This is a genomic window from Arthrobacter sp. 9E16 (assembly GCF_002929435.1).
Taxonomy (GTDB): Bacteria; Actinomycetota; Actinomycetes; order Actinomycetales; family Micrococcaceae; genus Arthrobacter_B; species Arthrobacter_B sunyaminii.
The window spans coordinates 179456-204234 of the sequence record NZ_PJIU01000003.1 but is presented as its reverse complement, the minus strand read 5'-3'; the positions used below and the strand labels follow the sequence as shown (position 1 = coordinate 204234).

At 66.8% G+C, this 24779-nt stretch carries 26 protein-coding genes; 7 read left to right on the top strand and 19 right to left on the bottom strand.

Annotated elements, in window-relative coordinates; all coding sequences use genetic code 11:
* Positions 1-27: 27 nt before the first annotated feature.
* Both CXR00_RS13270 and CXR00_RS13265 read right to left on the bottom strand, forming a co-directional pair.
* The gene (locus CXR00_RS13270; protein ID WP_104055041.1) at positions 28-483 is read right to left on the bottom strand and encodes a DUF3817 domain-containing protein; all 456 of its coding nucleotides are present in this window, start codon (positions 481-483) and stop codon (positions 28-30) included.
* A gap of 144 nt (positions 484-627) precedes the next feature.
* Positions 628-1536 (bottom strand): DUF5996 family protein, encoded by a 909-nt coding sequence (locus CXR00_RS13265; protein ID WP_104055040.1) that lies wholly within the window; start codon positions 1534-1536, stop codon positions 628-630.
* Positions 1537-1677: 141 nt separating this feature from the next.
* Here CXR00_RS13265 and CXR00_RS13260 point away from each other — a divergent pair, with 141 nt between their 5' ends.
* From CXR00_RS13260 to CXR00_RS13245, 4 genes are all read left to right on the top strand, one after another.
* On the top strand, positions 1678-2670 hold the full coding sequence (locus CXR00_RS13260) for a nucleoside hydrolase (protein WP_104055039.1): 993 nt from the start codon (positions 1678-1680) through the stop codon (positions 2668-2670).
* Positions 2671-2924: 254 nt separating this feature from the next.
* On the top strand, positions 2925-4184 hold the full coding sequence (locus CXR00_RS13255) for a multidrug effflux MFS transporter (RefSeq protein WP_104055472.1): 1260 nt from the start codon (positions 2925-2927) through the stop codon (positions 4182-4184).
* A gap of 70 nt (positions 4185-4254) precedes the next feature.
* On the top strand, positions 4255-4428 hold the full coding sequence (locus tag CXR00_RS13250; RefSeq protein ID WP_181032560.1) for a hypothetical protein: 174 nt from the start codon (positions 4255-4257) through the stop codon (positions 4426-4428).
* Positions 4429-4481: 53 nt separating this feature from the next.
* Positions 4482-5453 carry an acetylxylan esterase gene (locus CXR00_RS13245; RefSeq protein ID WP_104055038.1) on the top strand — a complete coding sequence of 324 codons (972 nt, stop codon included), beginning with the start codon at positions 4482-4484 and terminating at the stop codon, positions 5451-5453.
* Positions 5454-5457: 4 nt separating this feature from the next.
* On the opposite strand, the gene CXR00_RS13240 is transcribed toward CXR00_RS13245, so the two are convergent.
* The 6 genes from CXR00_RS13240 to xylA form a co-directional block, all read right to left on the bottom strand.
* Complete coding sequence (locus CXR00_RS13240; protein WP_104055037.1) at positions 5458-5937, bottom strand: hypothetical protein; 480 nt, start codon at positions 5935-5937, stop codon at positions 5458-5460.
* Positions 5937-7022 (bottom strand): serine hydrolase, encoded by a 1086-nt coding sequence (locus CXR00_RS13235; RefSeq protein WP_104055036.1) that lies wholly within the window; start codon positions 7020-7022, stop codon positions 5937-5939. The genes CXR00_RS13240 and CXR00_RS13235 overlap by 1 nt, the downstream gene beginning before the upstream one ends.
* A 1-nt stretch (position 7023) precedes the next feature.
* Complete coding sequence (locus tag CXR00_RS13230; RefSeq protein WP_104055035.1) at positions 7024-7557, bottom strand: helix-turn-helix transcriptional regulator; 534 nt, start codon at positions 7555-7557, stop codon at positions 7024-7026.
* Between the two features lie 59 nt (positions 7558-7616).
* A complete protein-coding gene (locus tag CXR00_RS13225; RefSeq protein WP_104055034.1) occupies positions 7617-8036 on the bottom strand; it encodes a DUF3021 domain-containing protein in 420 nt (139 codons plus the stop codon).
* A 49-nt stretch (positions 8037-8085) separates the two neighbouring features.
* A complete protein-coding gene (locus CXR00_RS13220) occupies positions 8086-9492 on the bottom strand; it encodes a xylulokinase (RefSeq protein ID WP_104055033.1) in 1407 nt (468 codons plus the stop codon).
* A 127-nt stretch (positions 9493-9619) separates the two neighbouring features.
* Positions 9620-10807 (bottom strand): xylose isomerase, encoded by a 1188-nt coding sequence (gene xylA, locus CXR00_RS13215; protein ID WP_104055032.1) that lies wholly within the window; start codon positions 10805-10807, stop codon positions 9620-9622.
* A 232-nt stretch (positions 10808-11039) separates the two neighbouring features.
* Here xylA and CXR00_RS13210 point away from each other — a divergent pair, with 232 nt between their 5' ends.
* Positions 11040-12218: an ROK family transcriptional regulator gene (locus tag CXR00_RS13210; protein WP_104055031.1), complete on the top strand. Its 1179-nt coding sequence runs from the start codon at positions 11040-11042 to the stop codon at positions 12216-12218.
* A 44-nt stretch (positions 12219-12262) separates the two neighbouring features.
* On the opposite strand, the gene CXR00_RS13205 is transcribed toward CXR00_RS13210, so the two are convergent.
* On the bottom strand, positions 12263-12802 hold the full coding sequence (locus CXR00_RS13205) for a maleylpyruvate isomerase family mycothiol-dependent enzyme (RefSeq protein ID WP_146068507.1): 540 nt from the start codon (positions 12800-12802) through the stop codon (positions 12263-12265).
* A gap of 103 nt (positions 12803-12905) precedes the next feature.
* Between CXR00_RS13205 and CXR00_RS13200 the strand changes: the two genes are divergently transcribed.
* A complete protein-coding gene (locus CXR00_RS13200; protein ID WP_104055029.1) occupies positions 12906-13748 on the top strand; it encodes a helix-turn-helix transcriptional regulator in 843 nt (280 codons plus the stop codon).
* Positions 13749-13786: 38 nt separating this feature from the next.
* Here the strand turns inward: CXR00_RS13200 and CXR00_RS13195 are convergent, their stop codons facing one another.
* The 5 genes from CXR00_RS13195 to arsB form a co-directional block, all read right to left on the bottom strand.
* A complete protein-coding gene (locus CXR00_RS13195; RefSeq protein WP_104055028.1) occupies positions 13787-14278 on the bottom strand; it encodes a hypothetical protein in 492 nt (163 codons plus the stop codon).
* Between the two features lie 70 nt (positions 14279-14348).
* On the bottom strand, positions 14349-15464 hold the full coding sequence (locus CXR00_RS13190; protein WP_104055027.1) for an ArsO family NAD(P)H-dependent flavin-containing monooxygenase: 1116 nt from the start codon (positions 15462-15464) through the stop codon (positions 14349-14351).
* Positions 15465-16955 (bottom strand): FAD-dependent oxidoreductase, encoded by a 1491-nt coding sequence (locus CXR00_RS13185; protein ID WP_104055026.1) that lies wholly within the window; start codon positions 16953-16955, stop codon positions 15465-15467.
* Positions 16956-16966: 11 nt separating this feature from the next.
* Positions 16967-17392, bottom strand: a complete 426-nt coding sequence (locus CXR00_RS13180; protein ID WP_104055025.1) for an arsenate reductase ArsC — start codon at positions 17390-17392, stop codon at positions 16967-16969.
* A complete protein-coding gene (gene arsB / locus CXR00_RS13175) occupies positions 17389-18525 on the bottom strand; it encodes an ACR3 family arsenite efflux transporter (protein WP_104055024.1) in 1137 nt (378 codons plus the stop codon). The genes CXR00_RS13180 and arsB overlap by 4 nt, the downstream gene beginning before the upstream one ends.
* A 78-nt stretch (positions 18526-18603) precedes the next feature.
* Between arsB and CXR00_RS13170 the strand changes: the two genes are divergently transcribed.
* Positions 18604-18954, top strand: coding sequence for a helix-turn-helix transcriptional regulator (locus CXR00_RS13170; RefSeq protein ID WP_104055023.1), 351 nt, complete (start codon positions 18604-18606; stop codon positions 18952-18954).
* Between the two features lie 23 nt (positions 18955-18977).
* Here the strand turns inward: CXR00_RS13170 and CXR00_RS13165 are convergent, their stop codons facing one another.
* The 5 genes from CXR00_RS13165 to CXR00_RS13145 form a co-directional block, all read right to left on the bottom strand.
* The gene (locus tag CXR00_RS13165) at positions 18978-19874 is read right to left on the bottom strand and encodes a lantibiotic dehydratase C-terminal domain-containing protein (RefSeq protein WP_104055022.1); all 897 of its coding nucleotides are present in this window, start codon (positions 19872-19874) and stop codon (positions 18978-18980) included.
* A gap of 238 nt (positions 19875-20112) precedes the next feature.
* Entirely contained in the window at positions 20113-21300 is a 1188-nt protein-coding gene (locus tag CXR00_RS13160; protein ID WP_104055021.1) for an FAD-binding oxidoreductase, read from the bottom strand.
* Between the two features lie 9 nt (positions 21301-21309).
* Entirely contained in the window at positions 21310-22935 is a 1626-nt protein-coding gene (locus tag CXR00_RS13155) for a GMC family oxidoreductase (protein ID WP_104055020.1), read from the bottom strand.
* Positions 22932-23612 carry a hypothetical protein gene (locus CXR00_RS13150; RefSeq protein WP_181032559.1) on the bottom strand — a complete coding sequence of 227 codons (681 nt, stop codon included), beginning with the start codon at positions 23610-23612 and terminating at the stop codon, positions 22932-22934. Before CXR00_RS13150 ends, CXR00_RS13155 begins: the two co-directional genes overlap by 4 nt.
* Positions 23609-24646, bottom strand: coding sequence for an NAD(P)-dependent alcohol dehydrogenase (locus tag CXR00_RS13145; RefSeq protein ID WP_104055019.1), 1038 nt, complete (start codon positions 24644-24646; stop codon positions 23609-23611). The genes CXR00_RS13150 and CXR00_RS13145 overlap by 4 nt, the downstream gene beginning before the upstream one ends.
* Between the last annotated feature and the right edge of the window lie 133 nt (positions 24647-24779).

Sequence of the window (24779 nt, the reverse complement as noted above, 5' to 3'; positions counted from 1 at the left end):
CTGACCGAAGATTGGCGTTGTCTTGGCTCAGCCCTTCGGAATGGGCGGGCCGAGGATCAGGAGCACAATGAAGACCACGGCCACCAGCACCAACGTCACCAGGGCAGCTGCCACCGGACGGCGCAGCACCAGGGCGGCAACCTTGTCCACCGGGTTGGCGGGTTCCTCGCCGCCCGGCGCCATGCGCCAGCCGCCGTCCAAGAGGCCGCGGCGGTCCACGGAGCGTTCAAACGGAATGGTCGCCCAGGGAACGACGGCGAGCACCACGCCCAGGATGCCGGTGCGCGCCGGCCACTTCTGGTTGGCCCAGACAAAGAGGGTCACCGCTGCATAGGACAGGAACACGAATCCGTGCAGGCCACCTGCGATGGGGGTGAAGCTTTCATTGTCGAAGCCGTATTTGGCCACCAGGGCGGCGATGAGCAGGGTCCACGTCACGGCCTCCGCAAAGGCCAGGGAGGTGAAGAGTTTTCGGGGGGTCATGGTGGTGCGCTTACCTTCCGCAGGGGTCTTGCCAACAGTATGTCAGCATCGCGCGGGCGGTGGCCAATCGCCGCCGGCGTCCCTCACCCCTGGGTTTGGGCCAGCAATTCCTGCCGCAGACACCGGGGTCTTTGCGGCCAGCCGCTATCCCCCGTAGGTCAGCGGTTCCGTGATCCAGTCCAAATCCTTCCAGCGATCCACCCGCTGCAGAATTCCGAAGCTGGAGCGGAGGAAGTCCTCCACCGCCTTTTGCGGGTCAGGCGCGGCAAAGGCATCCTCCAGCCGCAGGACAAACTCGCTCTCCTCAGGTAAAAACTGTGCCATAGACGGTTCCAGCAGGGATCCGTACGTGCCGATGTCTGCCAGGAACGGATAGGGCAATGCGTAGAACGACGGCGCTGTGTTCTTGGTGTCGCCGGGCCAGAAACCCACCTCGAAGAACTTCTCGTCGAAACCGTTCCTTCCAATCACATCCGTACCCGAATACGGTGCCGGCTGCCCGCTGAAGACGTTGCCGGAGAGGTCCATGGTGCCGAACCAGTACGCCGGCATGTCCACCTTCCCGCGCATCGGGGCGAGGAAGCCGGCCAGGCACCGGTAGGCGAACTGCAGGTTCGCCAGAAAAAGTTCCACAGCTTCCCGGTCATAGGAATGATGCTTGGCGTCCTGGTCAAAAGGAACGGGATCGTGGAATTCCTGCGGAGCCGTGTTTATCGGCGTGGGAGTGCCTACGACCTCCAGCGCCTCCATGAGCTGCCCGTAAAAATCCGCGACGCTGAGTCCGTCCACCAGCGGTATTCGTACCCGCGCGCCCAGGCTGTTCTGCACGTCCACGTGATGCTGCGCAAGGTTGAAGTAAATCTCAAAGTTGCAGGCATCCGCCGGAATGATGCCGGTGCCGATGCCCTGAATGGTGCAGTCCATCCGGACGTGCGCCCACTCCGGCCGCTTGTAGCTGCGCCCCAGTTTCACCTTTCCGGCCATCTGCAGGAACAGATGCAGGGTGTCGGCGGTGTCCTGCCATTCGGTGTAATTTCGAAATCTCTGATCCATGGGAGGGGCCTTCTCACGGTGGCGGAGCCAGCGGCCGGACCTGCCGCGCGGGGTTCCTCCCAGTGTGAAACGTGCCTGTTTCACGGTCAATGACCAGCCGGACGCTGGCTAGACTGAAATCCCAAACCCGACGGAGCACTGATGAATCCCGCCCCCGAAAACGCTGCCGTTCCCGCAGCCGTAATCGCCGACGTCGACACCGGAATGGACGATGCCCTGGCACTGGTGTTCCTGGCCCGCGACCCGCGCATCGACCTGCTGGCCGTGACCTGCGTGGCCGGCAACACCGATGTGGACCAGGTGGTCCGGAACACCTTGGACGTGCTGCATGCCGCCGGAGCCGGCAGCGTTCCCGTGGCCCGGGGTGCGGAGCGGCCGCTGCTCAACGAGCCCCGGAACGCCCACGCCTTCCACGGCGCCAACGGATTGGGCGGACTCGAGCTTCCGCGCAGCCCTCACTCCCCCGCCGCCCTGGCCGCCGTCGAACTGGTGCACCGTACCGTTGAGGACTCTCCGGTTCCCGTCACGCTGCTGGCACTGGGGCCGTTAACCAACGTGGCGCTGTTCCTGCGGGCCTACCCCGCCACGGCCCGCAAACTGGACCGCATCGTGTTCATGGGCGGCTCGGCCGGCATCGGCAACGCAACCTCACATGCCGAGTTCAACGCCTGGCATGACCCCGAAGCCCTGGCCATGGTGATCCACAGCGGCATTCCCACCGTCATGTACGGCTTGGACGTGTTTGTCCAGGCGACGCTGGAACCCGCCCAGTACCTTCCGCTCGCCCGGTCCAACGACGACGGCGTCCGTCTGGTCGGAGATATCCTCACCGTGGGCGGGCTCCGCGGCGGCGGAACCGATCCCAAGCCGGTAACCATCGGCGACGCCGGAGCTGCCTGCCTCGTTGCCGTTCCGCAGACGGTGGAGCTGCTGCGGTATCCGGTACGGGTGGAACTCTCCGGGCACAGCCGCGGCCAGACACTGGTGGACCGGCGGCTGCAGCCGGGAGAAAGCGAGCACCACGGCGACGCCGGGCCCGTACCGGTCATCGAGGTGGCGCTCGGCCTGGATCACCCGCTCATGGTGCAAGCCTTTCTGGACACCGTGCAGCTGCGGGCCGAACAGCAGCACTAACTGGAGTGCGGTCAAACCGTGGCCGCTCAGAAGCATAGGATTCCGGCCGTCAGTGGTGCACGCCACTCCCCGGCACCCTTGTTCCGCTGCACCCTAGGCGCCTAGGCTGGACGGGGAGTTTGTTGCCTGCGCGCACATTTTTCCGCCACTCCCCCCACACTCTCCCCCACACACTTCGAAGGAACCCGTTGAGCACTTCCCCCAGGACCCCGGGCGTCCGCCCCAGCTACCGTCCAGGGATCAAGTACATCCTGATGCTGGGTGCCCTCGCGGCGCTTCCGGCGGTCACCACGGACATGTACCTGCCATCGCTGCCAACCGTCGCCTCGGAGCTGAACACCAGCCAGGCCGCAGCCCAGTTCACCATGTCGGGCACCCTGATTGGCGCCGCCGTCGGGCAGCTGGTGATCGGCCCCTTCTCGGACCGGTTCGGACGCCGCCTGCCGTTGCTGATCGGCATCAGCCTTCACGTCATTGTTTCGCTGCTGTGTGCCGTGGCGCCCGGAATCGGAACGCTGATCGGCCTGCGGGTGCTGCAGGGATTCTTCAATGCGGCGGCCGGCGTGGTGGCGATCGCCGTCATCCGGGACCGCTTTGTCGGTTCGGATGCCGCCCGGCTGCTGTCGCGGCTGATGCTGGTCATCGGGCTGGCACCGCTGCTGGCACCAACCATCGGCCAGGCGGTGGCCGGCATCTGGCAGTGGCGGGCGGTTTTTGTTGCCCTCGCCCTCATCGGCCTGGTGCTGGTCCTTATTGTCTGGCGGTTCATGCCCGAAACACTGCCTGCGGAGCGCCGGCGCACCCGCGGGGGTCCGAGCGTCTTCCGCGGCTACAAGGTGCTGCTGCGGGACCGGCATTTCCTGGCCCTGGCATTCATCCCCGGCCTGGGCATGGCCGTCATCATGAGCTATGTGGTGGGTTCACCGTTCGTGTTCCAGGATGAATACGGCCTGACGCCCGGCCAGTATGCCCTGGTGTTCGCCATCAACGGCGCCGGCATGGTCATCTCCGCCCAGGTCAACGCCGCCCTGGTCCACCGCTCCTCGCCCACCCGCATCCTCCGGGTGACCGTGCCGGTAATTCTGGGGCTGTCCCTGCTGCTGCCCGTCGTGGTCATCACCGGCATCGGCGGCGTCTTCGGACTGGCCGCCGGACTCTGGCTGGTGCTGGGCATGCACGGGCTGATCGCGGCCAACGCCACCGTCATTGCGCTGGGTAACTACGGCCACATGGCCGGCTCGGCCGCAGCCATGATCGGTGCGCTGCAGGTGGGCGTGGCCGGCGTCGTCAGCCCCCTCGTGGGCGTGTTCGGCGGCGGGGCGCTTGCCATGTCCGGCGTGATCATTGCCTGCTGCGCCGTCATGTTCCTGGTTCTTGCGATCGCCACGCCGGCCTACCGGCGGGGCGGCCCGGCGGCCCTGGAAGGCACAGCCGCTTCACCGGAGCCGGACACTGCAGACCAGCCCGATGCCGCAGCCCGGCCCGCTACCGAGGCCGAACTGCCGGAGCGCTAACGTCCTTCAGCCCGCTCCCCGGGTGGGGGTTTCCAGCAAGTGCGGCGAAGCGGCCCCGCACCAGCACGACATGACCCCGGCACCGGATCTGGCCGAAATCCTGCCGCACGGTCTGGGCCAGCTGACCCGGCCCTTCGGCACCAAACCCGTGGATGCCGCCGTCGGCACCCTGTCCCTGATGCGCACACAGCAGCGCATCGTTGCTGCCAACCCGGTTCGGCATCCCGGCCATGGCGGCCGGTGAATCACACCCCGCGACTGCATTGCGATGTCCGGGTCACGCGCTAGGCTTGCCGCATGTATACCGATCTGCCCGCCGACCAGCTCGCGGGATACACCAGCAGCCAGACCCGGCCGGAGGACTTCACCGACTTCTGGTCCGAAACCCTGGCACAGGCGCGCTCGCATCCGCTGGATCTGCAGGTCACTGCCGAACCCACGGTGCTGGACGCGATCGATGTCTACGACGTGCAGTTCGCCGGCTGGAACGGTGAACCGGTGCGGGCCTGGCTGCGGGTGCCGCACGGGGCCACCGGACCGCTGCCGTGCGTGGTGGAGTATGTCGGTTACGGCGGCGGGCGCGGCGAAGCGCACGAGAACCTGCTGTGGGCGGGCGCCGGATTTGCCCACCTGCAGATGGACACGCGCGGCCAGGGAGCTTCCTGGAGCCGGGGTGCCACACCGGACGGTGCCGGCAGCGGCGGACCGCAGGTCCCCGGGGTCATGACCCGCGGCATCCTGGATCCGCAGACCTATTATTACCGCCGGTTGTTTACCGATGCCGTCCGGGCGGTTCAGGCCGCCCGCGAGCTGACCGCGGTGGACCCGGACCGGGTGGCGGTGACCGGGATCAGCCAGGGCGGCGGCGTCGCCCTGGCTGTTGCCGGACTGTGCCCGGACCTGCGGGGTGCCGTGCTGCGGGTGCCGTTCCTGTCCGATTTTCCGCGCGCCCTGCAGATCACCGATGCGTATCCCTACCGCGAAGTGTGTGATTTCCTCGCCGTCCACCGTACCGAAGCCGAGCGTGCGCAACAGACGCTGCGCTATTTCGACGGCGTGAACTTCGCCGCCCAGGCCACGGTTCCGGCGCTGTTCAGGGCCGGCCTCATGGATACCATCACTCCCCCGTCCACCGTGTATGCCGCGTACAACGCCTACGCCGGGCCCAAGCAGATCACGGCGTGGCCGTTCAACGGGCACGAGGGCGGCGGTCCCGAGGACGACCTCGCCGCCGTCCGCTTCCTGCGCGAGATGACCGCCGCCGGCTAACTGCCTACCCCACGGCAAAGGAGAGAACGACGACGGCGGCCAGCACGCCCGCGCGCACTGCCACTGCCGTCCGTCCGGGTTCCTTCTTCTTGGACTTCTTCTTCACCTTTCGCGAAGGCTTGGTCCGGAGCGTGACTCCGCTGCCGGGCTCGGGGCTGTCGGATTCCGTGGTGCCGGGTTCGGATTCCTCGAAGTCCAGCAGCCCCGCATGCGACGGCAGCTCCGGCCAGCGGATGACCGCGCCGGCGACCGCCACTGCCAAAGCTGCCATGGCCACCACCCACAGCAGCGTGGTTCCGGCGCTCCAGGGCAGGGCCAACCGGAATAACGCCGCGGTGGCGGCTGCGTCCAGCATGCTGGACAGCAGGGCCATGCGGCTGATGCCGGGACCCCGGCCGCCGAAGTTCCACGCGGACCGGGCCACGGCCAGACAGGTCACCGCCAGAACACCGGCCAGCAGCCAGGCGAGAAGGGAGAAGGCCATCAGATACCCTCCTTCAGCAGTGTCAGGGCGGCTTCTTCCTGGCCTGTTGCCACGTTGGAGAAGATGAGCACCGCCCGTCCCGCGTCGCGCTCCAGTGCCGCCATGGCAGCGAACCCGCCGGTCATGCCGTTGTGCCACGTCACAGCCCGGTCCAGTGCTTCAGATGAGACCTGGGTGAACCAGGCCAGTCCCACCTGTTCGCCGTCGCCGGCATCCCACTGCGGATCAAGCGCTTCCGAACCCGGTGCGGTGCCCGCCAAGAGAGCCTGGGTGTACCGCGCCATGTCTGCGGCGGTTGACCGGATTCCGCCGGCCGGAGCGGTGCCGTTGCCTGTCCAGGCTCCCTGGCCCAGCCCGCTGGCGCTTCGGCCGGTCGGGGCACCTGCACGCAGGTTGTCAGCGGTCACCGGCACGTACGTGTCCTTCATATCCAGCGGATCCAGGATGCGCTGCTGCAGCAGATCGGCGTAAGTCATGCCTGCTGCTTTGGCGAGAAGCTGACCCAGGAAGGCGTAGCCAAGGTTGGAGTAGCTTACGCTGCCCCGCCCGCCCACCGGGGCCGACTGGGCGTGCTCCAGCACCGCGGCCGGTGAGGCCGGATACGGGTCGCGGTGCAAAGCGTTTCCCAGCAAGAGCGATGCCACCGACATCGGATCCGTAGACAGACGGGGAAGTCCGGAGCGGTGGCTCGCCAGCTCTGCAAGGGTGACTGTGCCGATTTCGGCGTCAAAGTCGGCCAGCTCCGGTCCCAGGATGTCCGCCACGGTCGTTTCCAGGGTCAACTCACCGCGCCCGACGGCGTCCGCCAGCAGCGCAGCCGTGAAGGTCTTGGATATCGAGCCAATTTCAAATTCGGTGTGTTCGTCGGCGCCGAACCCGGCGAACCTGGCGTCGCCGTCCTCCAGGTAGACCACGCTGACCTGGTCGGCAGGCTTCTGCAGCAAGGGCCGGACGGCTTCGGCCAAGGCTCTGTCCCCGGAGACGTCGGAGGACAACCGAGGCGTCCAGGGTGCGGCCAGGAGCCCGCAGGCCAAAACCGCGGCCGCCGTCAGGATCCCCAGGATCTTTCGTCGTTGATTTCCCATTTCAGTTACCTCCGGAGGCAGCGGTGAGAATGGCCAGCAGCGGAATGACCCGTGCCGGGGGAATCGAATAGCGGGACCGGGCGTGCGGTGTCAGCCAGCCCGCGGCCGTCAGTTGGTGGATGTGGTGGTACATCTGTCCGGAGGTTCCCAGCCTCAGGTCCTCCACCAGCCCGGCCACGGTTTCCGTTCCGCCGAGGACCGCCCGCAGGACAGCCAGCCGGACAGGATGTCCCAGCGAGGCCAGCGAGTCGGCGAATTGTGTCCAGTCGACGTCGAGCAGATGCCCCGTTTCCAGTCCGTACTGATACTCATAGCGCGCACCGCCCGCAGTCCTGGCGGTGCCGGCGAAAAGAACGGCACCGGGATCGGGGTAGCGGTCCCGCAGTCCGTTGAGCGCCCAGAACACGTCCGCTGGGTCTGCGTCCGGCGATTGCTGCCGCGACTCCATCTGCTGCTCGAGGGCGCCAAGCCTCGTCTCCAGCGCTTCCAGCCGGGCCTCGAGTGCTTCCCGCCCGGCATCTTGTTCTTTGGCCATGCCCAATAATTACGTAATTCCAGAACTTTTACAAGGATTCCGGAATTCTTCGCGAAATTTCAGAAAGTCGGCTCTTGACGGGTGTCCACGTCACGCGTGGACCGTGCCTGGAACCGGGGAACCAGCACGCCAAACACCACAAATGCAGCAGTCCAGAGCCCGAGCCCCACCAGCAGAAACATCCCCACAATGGCGAAATAGTCCGCGGCCGTCCGTGTGGGGTACCAGCCGCTGAGAAAAAGCAGCGGCAGGACGGTTCCGATCATCACGACAAAGTGAACCATCGTTTGCCGGGCGAGCGTCCACCTCTCGACGTCGTAAATAACGGACGCTGCCGCTACCACGCCGAAAATGAGCGCGGCGAACAGCGTGCCGCGCCCATCCTCCGCTTCTCCCTGCGCATAAAGCGCGACGGAGATTCCCGACATCATCACGAGCGGAATACCGCCTCTTAGTGCTGCCTGCCCCCAAAGTTTCATGGGCTCAACCTACCCCGGTCACACCTCGGTTGGGGGCGCAGGCTTCAGTTCACCCTGCCGTGGCCGCGGCCTGCCGGTATGCTGCCAGAACCTGCGGCGCGGCGTCTGCGTTCACCACGGATTCGCTCGCGGCCATCCACTCCGGCCAAGCACCGGTGAGCACAGCGGCCGCCTGCCGCGCCGCCCCGTCTGCCACATACTCCCCTGGGGAGGGCACGGTAACGGGCAGGCCGAACACTGCAGAAACGGCGTGCTGGAGCGCTTCGGAGCGGGCCCCTCCGCCAACCAGGATGACCCGGCGGGCTTCAATACCCAGGTTTCGCAGCGCCTGCAAGCCATCTGCCAGGGAACAGGCGATGCCTTCGACGGCGGCGCGCGCCAGATTCTCCCGCGTGAAGTTGGCCAGGGTCATTCCGTGCAGCGATCCCGTGGCGTCGGGAAGGTTCGGGGTCCGTTCCCCTTCAAAGTAGGGCACCAGGCTCAGCCCGCCGGCGCCGTCCGATGCAGCGAGTGCCAGTCGGGTCAGTTCAGGAAGGTTTACGGACAGCAGCGCTGCGGTGGCATCCAGGACCCGTGAGGCATTGAGCGTGGCGGTTAGCGGCAGGAAGTGGCCGGTGGCATCGGCAAATCCGGCCACCAGACCGGTGGCGTCGGCGGAAGGATCGTCGGTCACCGCAAACACGGTGCCGGAGGTGCCTACGGACACGACGACGTCGCCCACCCCGGCTCCCACGCCCAGGGCGGCCCCGGCGTTGTCCCCGGTGCCCGGTGCAATGAGAGCGCCCGACGGCGTCCGCTGGTCCGCTTCCAGCGGCCCGAGCACCCGAGGCAGCAGCGGTACATGCCCCAGAGTCTGTTCCAGCACGGCGGGAAGATATTCACCGGTGGCCGGTGACCAGTAACCGGTTCCTGACGCATCCGAGCGGTCGGTGCGCAGCGCCTCGAGCCCGGCGCGGCCGCTGCCCGGGCCGTAGCCGGCCAGCCGCCAGCTCAACCAGTCGTGCGGCAGGCAGACCGCAGCAGTGCGGGCAGCATTTTCCGGTTCATTCTCCGCCAGCCAGTGCAGCTTGGCCGCAGTAATCGAGGCCACCGGCACGGTGCCGGTTTCCCCCGCCCAGTAGGCCGCGCCGTCGGGTCCGGCCTCGGAGACCATCTTGTCTGCCGCCGCCGCGGAACGCACGTCATTCCACAGCAGGGCCGGGCGGACCACCGCGCCGTCCTCATCGAGGCACACCATGCCGTGCTGCTGGCCGGAAACCGCCACGGCCTCGACGTCGTCGAGCCCGCCCGCAGCCTGGATCGCTTCCTGCAGGGCACGCCACCAGATTTCGGGATCGATTTCGGTGCCCTCGGCATGCCGAGCGGTTCCGGAGCGGACCAGGGCGCCGGTGGCGGAATCCCGAATGACCACTTTGCAGGACTGAGTGGAGCTGTCCACTCCGGCGACCAGTGCCATGGCGGTACCTTTCATAGTTTTCGGTGCAACTCTGCAAACACTGCTTCTCTTCAAACGCTGCTTACTCTTTTGACACTGCAACGCCGGGCCCGTGGCAACGGACCCGGCGTTGCAGTACGGCGGCTCTTTAGCGGGCGCCCATGAGGTGTTCCAGCGCGAGCTGGTTCAACCGGACAAATCCAAAGGAGCGTTCGGCTGCCTTGTCTGCGTCGAAGTCTTCGAAGGACGAAGTGTCGGCCAGGAGGTCCGCGGTGCTTTCCCCGGCGGCCAGCGTGGACTGGCCCAGCTCGAATACACCGGAGGTGGTCAGCGCTTCCTGGACCTCGGGGTCTTCGCGGAAGGAGAGGGCACGTTCCTTGAGCAGGAGGTACATGGACATGTTGGCCTTCGCGGATTCCCAGACGCCGTCATAGCCTTCGGTGCGGGAAGGCTTGTAGTCGAAGTGGCGGGGACCCTCGTAGTGCGGGCCGCCGTTGGGGAAACCGTTTTCGAGCAGGTCCACCGTGAAGAAGGCGCTGGTCAGGTCGCCGTGGCCAAACACCAGATCCTGGTCGAACTTGATGGACTTCTGCCCGTTGAGGTCAATGTGGAAGAGCTTGCCGGCCCACAGTGCCTGGGCGATGCCGTGGTTGAAGTTCAGCCCGGCCATCTGTTCGTGGCCTGTTTCCGGGTTCAGGCCGACAATGTCGCCGTGCTCCAGCTCGTTGATGAAGGCCAGCGCGTGGCCGACGGTGGGCAGGAAGATGTCGCCGCGGGGTTCGTTGGGCTTGGGCTCCAGCGCAAGGCGGAGGTTATAGCCCTTCTCCTTGACGTAGCCGGCGACCGTGTCGACGCCTTCCTTCATCCGGTCGTAGGCGGCGGCGAAGTCCTTGGAGCCGTCATACTCGGAGCCTTCACGCCCGCCCCACATGACGAAGGTTTCAGCACCCATTTCGGCGGCCAGGTCCATGTTGGCCATGACCTTGCGCAGCGCGAAACGGCGGATGGAGCGGTCATTGGAGGTGAAACCGCCGTCCTTGAACACCGGATGGCTGAAGAGGTTGGTGGTGACCATGGGAACCTTGAGGCCGGTTTCGGCCAGGGCTGCCCGGAAGTTCTTGAGGATCTGCTCGCGTTCGGAGGCCGTGGCGTTGAACGGAATCAGGTCATTGTCGTGGAACGTGATGCCGTACGCACCCAGATCGGCGAGCCGGTGGACGGCCTCCACCGGATCCAGCTCCGCACGGGTGGGAACACCGAACGGGTCATTGCCGGTCCAGCCCACTGTCCAGAGGCCAAAGGTAAAACGGTCGGAAGGTGAGGGCGTCGTTGTCACAATTCACTCCAAAAGCCGATATTAGTTGGGAACAACAACTTATGGCTCCCGGGCTCCGCTGTCAATGCCTTTTGCCTCCCTAGATGCGCCCGTCAACCCTCCCTGGACCATATTTCTGTCTCCCCACAACAAAACCGGACATCCGCGTCCACATGGGGTTACGCTGAGAAACGGTCCGGTTTGCGGTCCGGAACAACGCAGGCAAACAACTTCCCGGCAGAAACGGCAGAGCATGCACAACGGCACCCCCTCCGGCACGGAGAGTATCCGCGCGCAGAACCTCTCCCGCGTCCTGACCCTCCTGCACCGCCGCGGACCGCTCTCCCGTGCCGATCTGACCCGTCTTTGCGGTTTCAACCGCTCCACTGTTGGCGCGCTCGTGGCCGAACTCAGCGAACTGGGACTCGCGTACGAGACGGAGCCGCCTGCCCTCAAACGGGTGGGCCGGCCTAGTCCGCTGGTTCACGCGAACAATCGCATTGCGGCCATTTCCGTGCATCCCGACGTCGATGCGGTCACGGTGGGCGTGGTGGGGCTGGGCGGCAAGGTCCACCGCAGGGTCCGGTACGACGCCGGGTCCCTGCCGTCGGTGACGGAGACCGTCAACATTTCCAAGGCAGTGGTCGAAGGCATGCAGACCGAGCTGGCGGGCATGACCCGGGTCATCGGAGTGGGCGCAGCCGTGCCGGGACTGGTCAACAGCACCGACGGTTCCGTCCTGCTCGCCCCGCACCTGCAATGGGCCAACGAGCCGCTCGCGGCAGCCCTGAGCACCGGCCTGGGATTACCGGCGCGCGCCGCAAATGATGCCAATCTCGGCTCCCTGGCCGAAAGCCTGTTCGGCGCAGCGGTGGGAGCGTCCGACGTCGTATATCTCAACGGCAGCGCCAGCGGCATCGGCGGCGGCGCAATGGTGGGCGGCGTTCCGCTCCGCGGGGCGGCGGGCTTCGCCGGGGAACTCGGCCACACCGTGGTGACCCCCGGAGGCACACCCTGCCATTGCGGGCGCCGCGGCTGTCTGGAAACGGAGGTCAGCCTGGGCAGGCTGCTGGCGCTTTTGGGGCTGGACCATGCTGATCAGGACCAGCTCGAAGACGCCATGACGCAGAACAGCTCCCCCGCGCTGATCGCCGAAGCCAACCGGCAGCTGGACCTGCTCGCGGAGGCCCTGGCCAACTTCGTGAACATCTTCAACCCGGGCACCATCGTGCTCGGCGGCTTCCTGGGCGTGCTGCACTCTTTCGTCCCCGGCCGTCTGGAGTCCGGGGTGTCGGCCGGTGCCATCGGCGGATTGGGCAGCAAAGTGTCCATCCGCCGCGCCGCCCTGGGCACGGATCTCCTGCTCGTGGGTGCTGCCGAGCTCGTGTTCTCCGGGCTGCTGGCCGATCCGGCGTCGGTGGGTTCGCTTTAGGGGTCCGGACCTGAGGAGACAGCACAAGCCCCGCTGGTCCGGGCCTAAGCCCGCCGCCCCGTCCGGGCGAGAACCCGGCTGCAGCGGTCGACGACGACGTCCGGAACCAAAACCGGCGGGCCGAAGAGCCCGGGCTCATAGGCCTGCCGGCCAAACACATCCATCGCCGCGTCCACGGCCTCCAGATCCGAGCCGGTCAGCTCGGCGTCCAGCCCTTGGGACACGGCTAGATCCCAGCGGTGCACAATAAGGTCGACGCCGTAAAACCCGGCGAGTGTCCCGCCAACGGTATCGGGCCCGAAATAGCCGTCAAATGCCCGCCCGGCGATGGCAGGATCGGCCAGCAGCCCGGACACAAGGCGTTCATGGCTGCGCCAGATCTCCCCCGGATCGCCGCCGTCGGGCATGCGGCCGGCGAGTCCGTGCTGGTCCAGGAATTCCCGCTGGGTGGACACCACGTGGTCCACGACGTCTCGGGCGGTCCATTCCGTGCACGGTGTAGCCGCGTTCCAATCACTGGTCCGGGCGGCCACCGAGCTGAACAAATCCGCGCGGCTGCGCCACACCTGCAAAGCTGTTTCCATGATTCCCTCCACGTATCGCCTGTCCTGGGCTAGGTTTTCCTCAACCTACTCGGCGCCCTGCAGGGTGTCTTGAACAAATCCGACAGCGACCGGGGCGTGAAACATGTTCGACGACGGCGGCGGAAGCGAAATCAGCAGAGGTCACCTGCGCGACGCGAACGACCGGTCATTCACCATCTACCGCTACGAGCCGGACCCGGCGGTGCGGCAATGGTTGCGCGTCTTCTGGATTCCGGTGTGGGAGGTGCCCGAAGGAGAGTCCCGCGAACAGCGGATCCTTACCTATCCCCTGTGCCTGCTGAGCATCTCCGCAGAATATGCGCGGCTGATCGGACCCCGGACGACGGCGGCCCGGGTGACGCTGAAGGGCAGCGGATGGACCTTCGGAGTGATGGTCCGGCCCGGCGCTGGCCGGACGCTGCTCGGCCGGGATGTTTCCACGCTGGCAAACCGCCACCTGGATCTGGCGGACGTCCCGCTCCTGGCTGATCTGGTGCCCGGCGTGCGTGAGCTGATGCGGGAGCATCCCGCCGTTCCCGAGGTGCATGTTGCCGTGCAGCAGCTGGTGGAGGAACGGTTCATGTTGCTTGGCCCGGACACCCGTGAGGCCGCCCTGGCCAACCGTGTGGCGGCCCGGGTGGAAGAAGACCCGGGCATCGTCAGTGTTGTATCCCTGGCTGACGCCGTCGGTTTGAATGAGCGGACCCTGCAGCGGCTGTGCGGCCGGTTTTTGGGTGTCACTCCTCAGTGGCTGATCCGCCAGCGGCGGCTGCAGGACGCCGGGCAGGAGCTGAGGTCAGGCTGCGGTTCACTCAGCAGAATTGCAGCAGGCCTGGGCTATTCGGACCAGGCCCACTTCTCCCGCGACTTCCGCCGTGCCACCGGATGGACTCCCGGTGAGTTCGCAGCTCTGGCTGATCCGCTGAGGAACGCCAGGCGCCCATAGGCCGTTTAGCCGGATAGTGCCTCAAGTGAGTTCTGGACTTAGTGCGCCCGCGGGGACCGGTGGAACATTGTCGCCTGCACGGCCAGCAGGATGACGGCTCCCAGCACTCCAGCAGCGGTCATCGAAGGCCCCAGCGTATACAGGTTCAGCCGCAGCTCCTGGGATTGCGTCTCGGGCAGTCCGGAACCCGAGGCCTGAGCCTGGTAATCGTCCCACGGCGAAGCGACGAACCCGAAGAGCCACCCCAACCCCAGGACCAGCATCAGTGCCACCAGCGCCCAGGCTGCCCAAAGGCTCCAATTGCGGCGCTGCTGCGGCGAAGGACCCGCAGACGCCGAAGCGGTGACGTTCGCCGTGCCGGTGGAGTCCGGATTCTCGACGGCCCCGTACGGCGGACCCGCCGTGTGGCCGGCTTCGATCTGCCGCCCGCCGCCATCGTCGATCACTTCCACCCAGTCTCCGGCGCGTCCCGGTTCAGGCCGGGCGTAGCGTCGGTATTCCTCTTCCGGTGTGCGCTGTTGGTTTCCCATGCGGGGAGCCTAGCCCAAAGCGCTCCGGGGCCAGCTCCAACACGCGAGCATCCTGGAGGCACGGTGTCCGTTACCTAACCAAGAAACTCGCGGCAGCCGCCACGGTGTCCCGCGCCCGTGACCCCACACCGATCAGCGTGGCTGATGCCGGTCCGCACCAGTCTCCGTAGCCAAGGAAGAACAACCCGGGGCTGTCGACGGATTGGGCGGGCAGCTGCGCATCAGTCGCCGGAACCCCGTTCCGCAGGGTCAGGCCCAAAGGCTGCAAATGCTGCAGGTCCGGCCGGAAGCCGGTGCACCAGATGATGACGTCTGCATCCAGCTTGCCTCCGTCCTCCTCCTGCACTCCCCCGGGAAGAAGGCGGGCAAACATCGGCCGGGCATCCAACAGCCCGGCGTCACGGGCCTTCCGCACCGCCGGAACGGCAACAATGTCTCCCAAGGAAGCGACCCCGCCAGTTCCGGGTTCCCCGGCAGCGAGAGCTTTCACCCGGCGGGTGGCGATGTCGAACAGTGCCCGGCCGTCGACGTCGTCGGGCAGGTACCGCGGCGGCGTCCGGGTCACCCAAGTGACATGGGCGGTCGGGACAAGGTCCGCGGCGATCTGAGCCCCGGAATTGCCGCCGCCCACCACCACGACGTTTCGTCCCGCGTAAGACTCCGGACCCCGGTAGCCGGCGGTGTGCAGCTGCTGTCCGGTGAACCCGTCACTTCCGGGCAACCGCGGAATGTCCGGGGTGTTCCAGCTTCCGGTGGCGTTGATGACCACTCGGCTGGTCCACCGCCCGTGGTCGGTATCAACGACGTATCCGCCGCCCTCACCCATGCGAACAGCTTCCACCCGGACCGGGCGGTGCACCGGCAGGTCATAGCGCGATTCATAGGTGCGAAGATAGTTCGCAACGTGGTCGGCGGAGGGGTTGCCTTCGCCCTGCCAGGCAGGCATCCGGTAGCCGGGCAGGGAGCTGTAGGCCGCCGGGGAGAACAGTTCCAGACTGTTCCAGTAGTGCTGCCACGCACCGCCGGGCTCCGCGCTGGCGTCCAGGATGGCAAAGGTTGGAGCCGGGCCGGAGCGGCCCGAGGCCTCGTCCCGCCGCAGCCGGTTCAGGTAGAACCCCGCGGCGAGACCGGCCTGGCCGCCCCCGATCACCAGGACATCAACATCCCGCCCCGAGGTGGCGGGCAATCAGCTCTCCCGAGCCGCGGAGCGGCCGTGTTCCAGTCCGGTGGGAATACCCAGGAACTGCGGTTCGGGTGCGCTGCAGCAGGACGACGCCGCCGGGGCAGGTTCCGGTGCCGCTTCGGGAGCACCGCAGCACGACGACGACGTTTCCGGCTCCGCTTCGGGTACACCGCAGCAGGCCACTGCTTCCGCTGCCCCATCAGCAGGCGCATCACAGCTGCCGCCAAGGTCCGTGGAGCAGACGCCGGTTTCGGGCAGGACCAGCTGAACGTCGTCGGCGGCCTGCTGGTCTCCGGCCAGGGCGGCGGCGATGGAACGGACCTGCTCGTAGCCGGTGGCCATCAGGAACGTGGGGGCACGTCCGTAGGACTTCATGCCGACAATGTAGAAGTCCTTCTCCGGATGGGAGAGCATCTTGGCGCCGTGCGGTGCCACGGTTCCGCAGCTGTGGAACTCGGGGTCGATCAGCGGACCGAGTTCCCTGGGTGCCTCGACGGCAGGGTCAAGGTCCAGCCGGATTTCGCGCAGCAGGTCCAGATCCGGACGGAAACCGGTGGCAGGCACCAGCAGGTCCACGTCCAGCTGCTTCTCGCCGGCGGGCGTATTGCCGATCACGGCCAGGGTATCGGAGGTTTTGAAGCCGGTGATGGTGAAGGAGGTGTGGAGCTCGATCCGGCCGTCCGCCACCAGCGTGCGCAGCCGGCTTCCCAGCGCGCCGCGGGCGGGCAGGCCGTCCAGGTCGCCGCCGCCGTAAACCCCGTTGGCGGAGGCGCTGCGGATGGCCCAGCTGATCCGGGTGCCGGGTTCCTGCTCCGCCAGTTCGCCCAGCGCCAGCAGGGTGTTCGCCGCCGAGTGCCCGGCGCCGACCACCAGGACGTGTTTGCCGGCAAACCGGGCGCGGTCGCGGCCAACGACGTCGGGCAGCGGGCCGGTGATCAGCCCTGCCTCAAACGCGTCGGTTTCCCCGACTGCCCGCAGCCCTGCCTGGCCCAGCGGGTTCGGAGTGTGCCAGGTGCCGGAGGCGTCGATGACGGCGCGTGCCCGGTAATCGATGACCGCACCCTCTGCGTCTTGCACCCGGAGAAGGAACGGCGTGTTCTCCCGGCCGCCGGTGCGGGTCTTGTCCAGTCCCTCGCGGCTGACGGCGAGAACCCGGGTGGAGGTGTGCAGTGCGTCGGCGATCGCGGGGACGGCGGCCAGCGGTGACAGATACTGCTCATGGAGCTCGGCGCCGGTGGGAAGGGTTTCGGCGTCCGGTTCCTGCCAGCCCGTGGGGGCGAGCAGGCGGCGGGCGGCGGCGTCGACGTCGTACTGCCACGGCGAGAACAGGCGGATGTGGCCCCAGGATGCGACGGCGGAAGCGGGTGTGGCACCGGCTTCGAAGATGATCGGGGTCAGGCCGCGTTCGAGCAGCTCTGCGGCGGCGGCCAGGCCCACGGGTCCGGCACCGATCACGGCGACGGGAAGTTCGGAAATCTCGGTGTTCTCAGGCATGGTGTTCTCCTTTATGCGTGCTCGGGCAGCAGGTCTGCAATCAGATCCTTAATCCGGACCTTGATGTCGTCCCGGATGGGCCGGACCGCTTCCACGCCCTGCCCGGCGGGATCCTCGAGTTTCCAGTCCTCGTAGCGTTTGCCGGGGAAGATCGGGCAGGCATCGCCGCAGCCCATGGTGATCACGACGTCGGACTCCTGCACGGCCTCGGTGGTCAGGACCTTCGGCAGTTCCGCGGACATATCGATCCCGTCCTCTGCCATGGCCGCCACGGCGGCGGGGTTAACGGAGTCTGCGGGTGAGGAGCCGGCGGAGCGGACCTCGATCCGCCCCTGGCCCAGGGTGCGCAGGTATGCGGCGGCCATTTGCGACCGGCCGGCGTTGTGTACGCAGACAAACAGAACGGAGGGCTCGGTTGTGGTTTCGGTGGTGCTCATCGGTTCGTCATTTCTGGAGAGGCGGGTGCGGCGGAGGGCCAGTACTTTTTCTGCGCCCACAGGGCAACGTAAACCAGGGCCACCAGCACCGGGACTTCGATCAGGGGCCCAACGACGCCGGCCAGGGCCTGCCCGGAGGTCACCCCGTAGGTGCCGATGGCCACGGCGATAGCCAGTTCGAAGTTGTTGCCGGCGGCGGTGAACGCCAGTGTAGTGGTGCGCGGGTAGCCCAGGTTCAGGATCTTGCCGAGCAGCATGCCGACGCTGAAGACAACCACGAAGTACACCAGCAGCGGCAGTGCGATCCGGGCGACGTCGAGCGGGTTCGAGGTGATTTCGTCCCCCTGCAGGGCGAACAGCAGCACGATGGTGAACAGCAGTCCGTAGAGAGCCCACGGTCCCAGCTTCGGCAGGAACGTACCCTCGTACCAGTCGCGGCCCTTCGCTTGTTCGCCGAAGGTGCGGGTCAGGAATCCGGCGAGCAGCGGGATGCCCAGGAAGATCAGGACGCTGAGCGTGATGGCCCAGAAGGAGAACTCAACACTGGTGGTTTCCAGCCCCAGCCAGCCGGGCAGCACCTGCAGGTAGAACCAGCCCAGCGCGCCAAAGGCCAGGACCTGGAAGACGGAGTTGATCGCCACCAGCACGGCGGCGGCTTCGCGGTCCCCGCAGGCCAGGTCATTCCAGATCATCACCATGGCGATGCAGCGGGCCAGGCCCACAATGATCAGTCCGGTGCGGTACTCGGGCAGGTCCGGCAGGAAAATCCAGGCCAGCGCAAACATGAAGGCCGGCGCGGCCACCCAGTTCAGCACCAGCGAGGTGACCATCAGCTTCCGGTCTGCCACCACCTTGGAGGTTTCGTTGTAGCGGACCTTGGCCAGCACCGGATACATCATCACCAGCAGGCCGACGGCGATGGGCAGGGACACATTGGCGACCTTGACCGAGTCCAGGGCCGGGCCGATGCCGGGGACCAGACGGCCCAGCAGCAGGCCGGTCACCATGGCGGTCAGGATCCACACGGGCAGGAAGCGGTCCAGGGTCGACAGCCGGGCAGTGACCTGACCGGTTTGGGGTGGTGTGGCGGGGATGCTCACGTAACTCCTTGAGGCAATTGAGACAGCAGGCATCGAGAAAGATCGATATCCTTCAATCCCGAGTATTCTCCCAGACATCGACGGATGTCAATCTAGGTGCATAATGGACGAGTGACCACCGTTCAGACAGCCACCGACCCCGTCGCCGAAGCCTGCTGCACGCCGGTAACGTCCGAAGCGCTCAGTGCCGAGGATGCCCAGCGTTTCGCCCAGCTGCTCAAAGCCGTGGCGGAACCGACGCGGCTGCGCCTGGTCTCCCTGATCGCCGCACAGGAGAACAAGGAAGCGTGCGTCTGCGATCTCACCGAGCCGGTCGGCCTGGGCCAGCCCACCGTGTCGCATCACTTGAAGATCCTCGTGGACGCCGGCATCCTGCACCGCGAAAAGCGAGGTGTCTGGGCCTACTACTCCATTATCCCGGGGGCACTGGAACGGGTTGCCGCCGTCCTCTCACCACGGTAGACAGGGTCCGGCGGCCGTCCGGCTTACTGTCTCGGAGCGTCCTTTCGCGCAAGGTCATCCTCAAGTTCCTTGCTCCAGGCACGGGCGTACAAGCCGAGTGCAGCCTCATCACGCACGGAAATGCCCAGGCGGTTGAGCAGATGCCTGCCCTGGGTCATGGTCATCTGCTGCGCACTGCGGCTGACCCGCGCCTTGTACGCGCCGTAGAGGTACTGGTCGACAGCACGCACCCAGCGCTTGCGCCAAACGTCAACGGAAGGCTCAGAGGCAAGGGCGGCCATGATCCGGTGGGCAGGAACAATCCGCGGAGCAAGCTGGTCCTTCAGCATCTGGCGCGCGTGCTCCGAGCGGAGGCCGTAGGAAGCAGTGCAGCTGCGCAGGTGCGTGTCCCAGTAGTACGTCCAGCTCACTGTCCGACGGTCAGCCCACACAGCTGACCGCGGCCCCCGCATCATGCTGTGGCACGTGTCGAAGAGCAGCAGTGCGGCCAGCGGCGAGCGCATGTTGCTGCCGGGGAAACGGCCGACCGCCCAAATAGCCAGGTCAGAGGAAACCTCCGCGATCTCGCCCGCCAGCTCCATACCTTGTATGCCACCGTACTTTGCCACTAGTGGTTCCAGTTGCCGTGGCACCGGCCCCGCCCATGGCGGGGTGAATGCCTTGGTTTGGGTTTGAGCAAGCTTTACGGAGCCAAGCGTCGGGCCGGACCGGAGAGCCAGCGCGTTGGCAAAGTCCCACACACGGTCCACCACGTCGGCGGGGGCCACCACATTCATGTTTAGGGAGGGGCTGTTCTCATCTTCGCTGCGTGAGAAGCCCACCCGGCCGGCACCCCAGTTCCGCGCCTGCGCGCTCAGCGGCGCAACAACATGCTTGACCCACCCGTCACACGACCCCTTCTCCTCCGGTTCAATAGTCATGGCCCACCAAAGGCTGGTCTTTCCGGCCCGCTGCCTGCCGGATCTGTCCGCTGACCCTTCAACTGTCCTCGGTATCGTGGTGTGACTCATTCCATCCTCCGGATTCATGGCTGCCCAGGCGGCACTGTCTGAACTCGAAAGCGTGACACAGAAACCGCGTAAGCCATGTCCAAGCGAAAACAAAGCGTGACCTGCACGAAGTTCTCTCTTGAAAGCCGCTCACCGGCTGCGTAGTGTTTCAAAGTTGGCCGAAGATCCCGGCGTGCCCGGCCCGCACCGGAACGTCGCCTGCCATCCGCTCCGGCCGGAACGGAGCCAGCATCGGATGCCGCCGTCCGCTGAGGATTTCCCGCGCCAGCAGCTCACCGGCAATCAACCCGAGAGTCGCTCCGGAATGCGTAAACGCCACGTAGCATCCGGGCAGCCCGGTCAGCTCCCCCAGCACGGGCCGGCCGTCGCCGGGCACCGGCTTCAACCCGATCCGCCAGCTCTGTGCCACCAGCCGCGGGTGGCCGGCAAGCAGAGCCGAGGCCTCGTCCACCAGGTCCAGCACCACCTGCGGATCCACCGACCAGCCGCCGTCGTCGTTGGGTGTGATCTGATCCAGATACCAGGTGGAATCCATCGCGAGCCGGGAGCCCGGATGCGGCCGCACGGATACCCGCGGAGTGTTCAGCACTGCCCTGAGGCCGTGCGCCTTGGGCTCGGTCACCACCAGCATGGCCAGATCCGATCCGTCCTGCAGCTGCACGCCCAGCCCATCAAGCAGGGCGGGAGTGCCGGCACCGGCGGCCACCAGCACCACGTCAGCCGGACACACTTCCCCGGATTCAGTGCGGAGCCCGACGGCGGCGCCTCCTTCCACGATCACGGAGGCAGGTCCCGCTGCGGTGACCAAGGTTCCGCCGAGCAGCGCGAATTCTGCCAGCAGGTGCCGGATGAGGTGTGGCAGGCACACCCAGCCCTCGCCGGGATTGAACAGCACTTCCGCCGGCAGAGCCGCCGGGTCCAGGCCGGGTGCCACGCCGGCCACGCCGCTCGCCGGAACCAGCCGTGCGTCATATCCGCGGTCCCGCTGCGCCTCGCACCTGTCCGCGAGCGCACCGCCGTCCCAGTACACGCCGCCGTCGAAGCGGAGCCAGTCGAGGTCAGGGTTTTCCGCGAGCAGGGTCCGGTAACGGTCCATGCCGGCCAGCCGCAGCTGGTGATACTCCGGCGGATAGCCGCCGCCGGAGTTCAACCACGAAAGGGAGCGACCCGATGCCCCGCTGGCAGGATGCGCGTCCGTCACCAGGGTGACGGACGCGCCGCCGCGCAGCAGCTGCACCGCCGCGGACACCCCCAGGATCCCGGCGCCGAGCACCGCGATCTGCGGCCCGCTCCCGGCACTCCCGGCCGCGGTGCCCCCCGCAGCGGAAGAACTCACAGCCGCACCTCAGATCTCGCCCAGGGCCATCTGCGCCGACAGGTACTCCGCCTGCCGGATCGCCAGGGCCACAATGGTCAGCGTGGGGTTTGCCGCGGCCCCCGTGGTGAACTGCGAGCCGTCGGAAATGAACAGGTTCGGCACGTCATGGGTCTGCCCGAACCCGTTGCACACCCCGTCCTCCGGCCGCAGGCTCATCCGCGCGGTGCCCATGTTGTGGGTGGAGGGATACGGCGGGGTCCGCACCGCCGAGGTCGACCCCACCGCTTCATACAGCGCCTGTCCCTGCCCGTAGCCGTGTTCGCGCATGGCGACGTCGTTGGGATGGTCGTCGAAGTGCACGTTGGGCACCGGGAGTCCCAGCGGGTCGGTGACCGTGGTGTTCAGCGTGACGCGGTTGGTTTCCTGCGGCATGTCCTCCCCCACAATCCACATGCCGGCGGTGCGCCGGTAGCCGTCCAGGATGGAGGTGAAGCCCGGGCCCCACGCCCCGGGGTCCACGAAGGACGCCAGAAACGCCGGACCGAGCGAGATGGTCTCCATGTAGTAGCCGCCGGCGAACCCGCGGTCCGGGTCATGCCGGGACTCGTCCGCGATCAGACCTGCCATGGTCTCGCCGCGGTACATGTGCACCGGCGCCTCGAACTGGGCGTACACCGAACCGGTGGTGTGGCGCATGTAGTTCCGCCCCACCTGGCCCGAGGAATTCGCCAGCCCGTCGGGAAACAGCGGCGAACCCGAGAGCAGCAGCAGCCGCGGCGTTTCGATCGCGTTGCCCGCCACCGCCACCACCCGCGCCTTTTGATGATGCAGCTGCCCGTCGCCGTCGGCGTACACCACCCCGTCCACCCGGCCCTCGGGGGTGGAGGTGATCTGCACGGCCTGGCTGTCCGGGCGCAGGTCCAGCCGGCCGGTCTTCAGGGACTTGGGAATCTCGGACACCAGCGTGGACCATTTGGCGCCGGACTTGTCGCCCTGGAAGTTGAAGCCGTCCTGCACCGAGGCCGGCCGGCCGTCGTAGGGTTCGGCGTTGGTGGCGTAGGGGCCGGTGGCAAAGTGACGGTAGCCCAGCTTTTCGGCACCGTTGGCGAACACCTTGTAGTTGTTGTTCGCCGGCAGCGGCGGCCTGCCGTGCACATGGGTGGAGCCCATCTTCCGCTCCGCAACGTCGTAGTAGGGTTCCAGGTCCTCCAGGGTGAGCGGCCAGTCCAGCAGGTTCGCGCCGTCGATCCGCCCATACGTGGTGCGTGAGGTGAACTCGTGCGCCTTGAACCGCGGCGTGGCTCCGGACCAGTGCGTGGTGGAGCCGCCCACGGCCTTGACGATCCAGGCGGGCAGGTTCGGGAAGTCGCGGGCGATGCGCCAGGTCCCGGAGGTGGTGCGCGGATCCAGCCAGGCCATCTGGTTGAATGCTTCCCACTCGTTGTTCACGTAGTCCGAGTTGGTCAGGAACGGTCCGGCTTCGAGCAGCACCACCTTCACGCCCTTTTCCACCAGTTCGTGGGCAAGCGTGCCGCCGCCGGCTCCGGAACCAATGACCACGACGATGGACTCGTCGTCGAGCTCAAAGTGCGCCGACTCCGCCAGCGGATCCGCGGACCCCGTCGGCCGGAAACTGCTGATGCCCTCGCTCATTTGCTTCCTCCTCCGCGCTGCTGGGATGCCTGGGCTTCGGTGCCCGATTCCGGAGCCGGTCCTGCCGCTCTGGCGGCCGCCGAACCTGCCGCGGCATCGCGGTCCGGGGCGCTGTCGGCGTTTCCGGCGGTGGTTTCGCTGCCGCCTGCGCCTGTGCCGGCTGTTCCTGACTGGCCGGGCTGCAGCACCGGATACGGCAGCGGCCCGGTGTCGGGAACGAAGCCGTCCGGCGCTTCGATCCGGGGCGTGGGCAGCCAGTCCAGGTCGGCGAAGCCGCGGTGCAGGTACCCGCCCTTGTCAAAGGACGGTCCCTCGTAGCCGAGCACTTCCCAGACCTGCGGATCGTCGTAGAGGTTCAGTACCGTGGTGCGGCGGATGAAGCCGAAGAACTCCAGGTCGGCCACCCGGCGCAGCACGGCCAGCGCCCGCTCGTCGGTCAGGTCCAGGAACGGTTCCTCCGACTGGGCTCCCAGCGCAATAAGCCCCTGGGTCAGGACTACCCGGAACCAAGTGGAGGCGTCGGCTTCGGTGACAATCCGGCTGGTCATCCGCTCATAGGCTTCATCGGGGAAGTCCGGATGCGGAAAGGCTGTTTTGATGATGCGTTTGAGGATCGCGCGGGCTTCCGGGGTGAGGGTGGTTTCGTTCAGGGTGGGGTATTTGGCCGGGTATGTCATGTGCTTCTTCCTCCTGCTGGCGGGATGAGGATGCCGCGGCCGGTGAGTTTTCCGGCGTCGAGGTCATGCATGGCCTGGACGGCGTCGTCCAGGTCGTAGGCGGTGGTGTGCAGAGTGATGTCGCCCTGGGCAGTGAGGGTCATCAGTTCCACCAGGTCCTGATAGGTGCCCACCAGGTTGCCCACCACGGAGATTTCCCGCGAGATCAGCTCGATGGTGGGAATGCGGACCTCGCCGCCGTACCCGATGGAGTAGTAGCTGCCCCGGTTGCGGAGCATTTCCAGGCCCTGTGCCTCCGTGCCGTGCTCCCCCACGAAGTCGAAGACCACGTGCGCTCCCCCGTCGGTGGCTTCTCGGACGGCGGCGGTGTCCGGGCTGCGCAGCACGGTGTCCGCGCCCAGGCCGGAAGCGAGTTCCAGGGCTGCCTCGGAGGTGTCGATGACGGTGATGGCGGCGGCGGTGAGCGCTTTGAGCGACTGCACGCCAATGTGTCCCAGGCCGCCGGCGCCGATCACCACAGCTTGGGTTCCCGGATACAGCAGCGGCGCTGCCTTGCGGACCGCGTGGTAGGCGGTCAGGCCGGCGTCGGCCAGTGCTGCAATGTCCGCGGGCCGCAGGGACGGGTCCAGCTTCACCACGGCGCGGGCGTTGGTTTTGAGCTGTTCAGCCATGCCGCCGTCGGTGTTCAGTCCCGGAAACAGGGCGTTCTCACAGTGCGAATCCTGCCCCTCCCGGCAGGCGGAGCACAGTCCGCAGGTCACCAGCGGATGCATGATGACGGTGTCTCCGGGGGCCACGTTGGAAACGGCGGACCCCACCTCGCGGACCCAGCCGGCGTTTTCGTGGCCAAGGATGTAGGGAAGCTGCGGATGCTGGATCGCGTCCCACTGGCCCTCGATGACGTGCAGGTCCGTGCGGCACAGGCCTGCGGCACCCACGTCCACGATCACGTCCCAGGGGCCGGTGATCTTCGGCTCGGGCACCTCGTCTATGTGTGGATCTTCGCCGTAGCGGTGCACCCGGACAGCTTTCACGCCGCACTTCCTTCCCCGTTGAATTCGGCCAGCTCAAGTTGGCCGGCGGGATTCGGCTACGGAAATTCAGTGAAAGGAATCCGTCCGGCAGTGCGACCCAGTCTTATCCGGAGCGGGGTGCAGGGTCAACGGG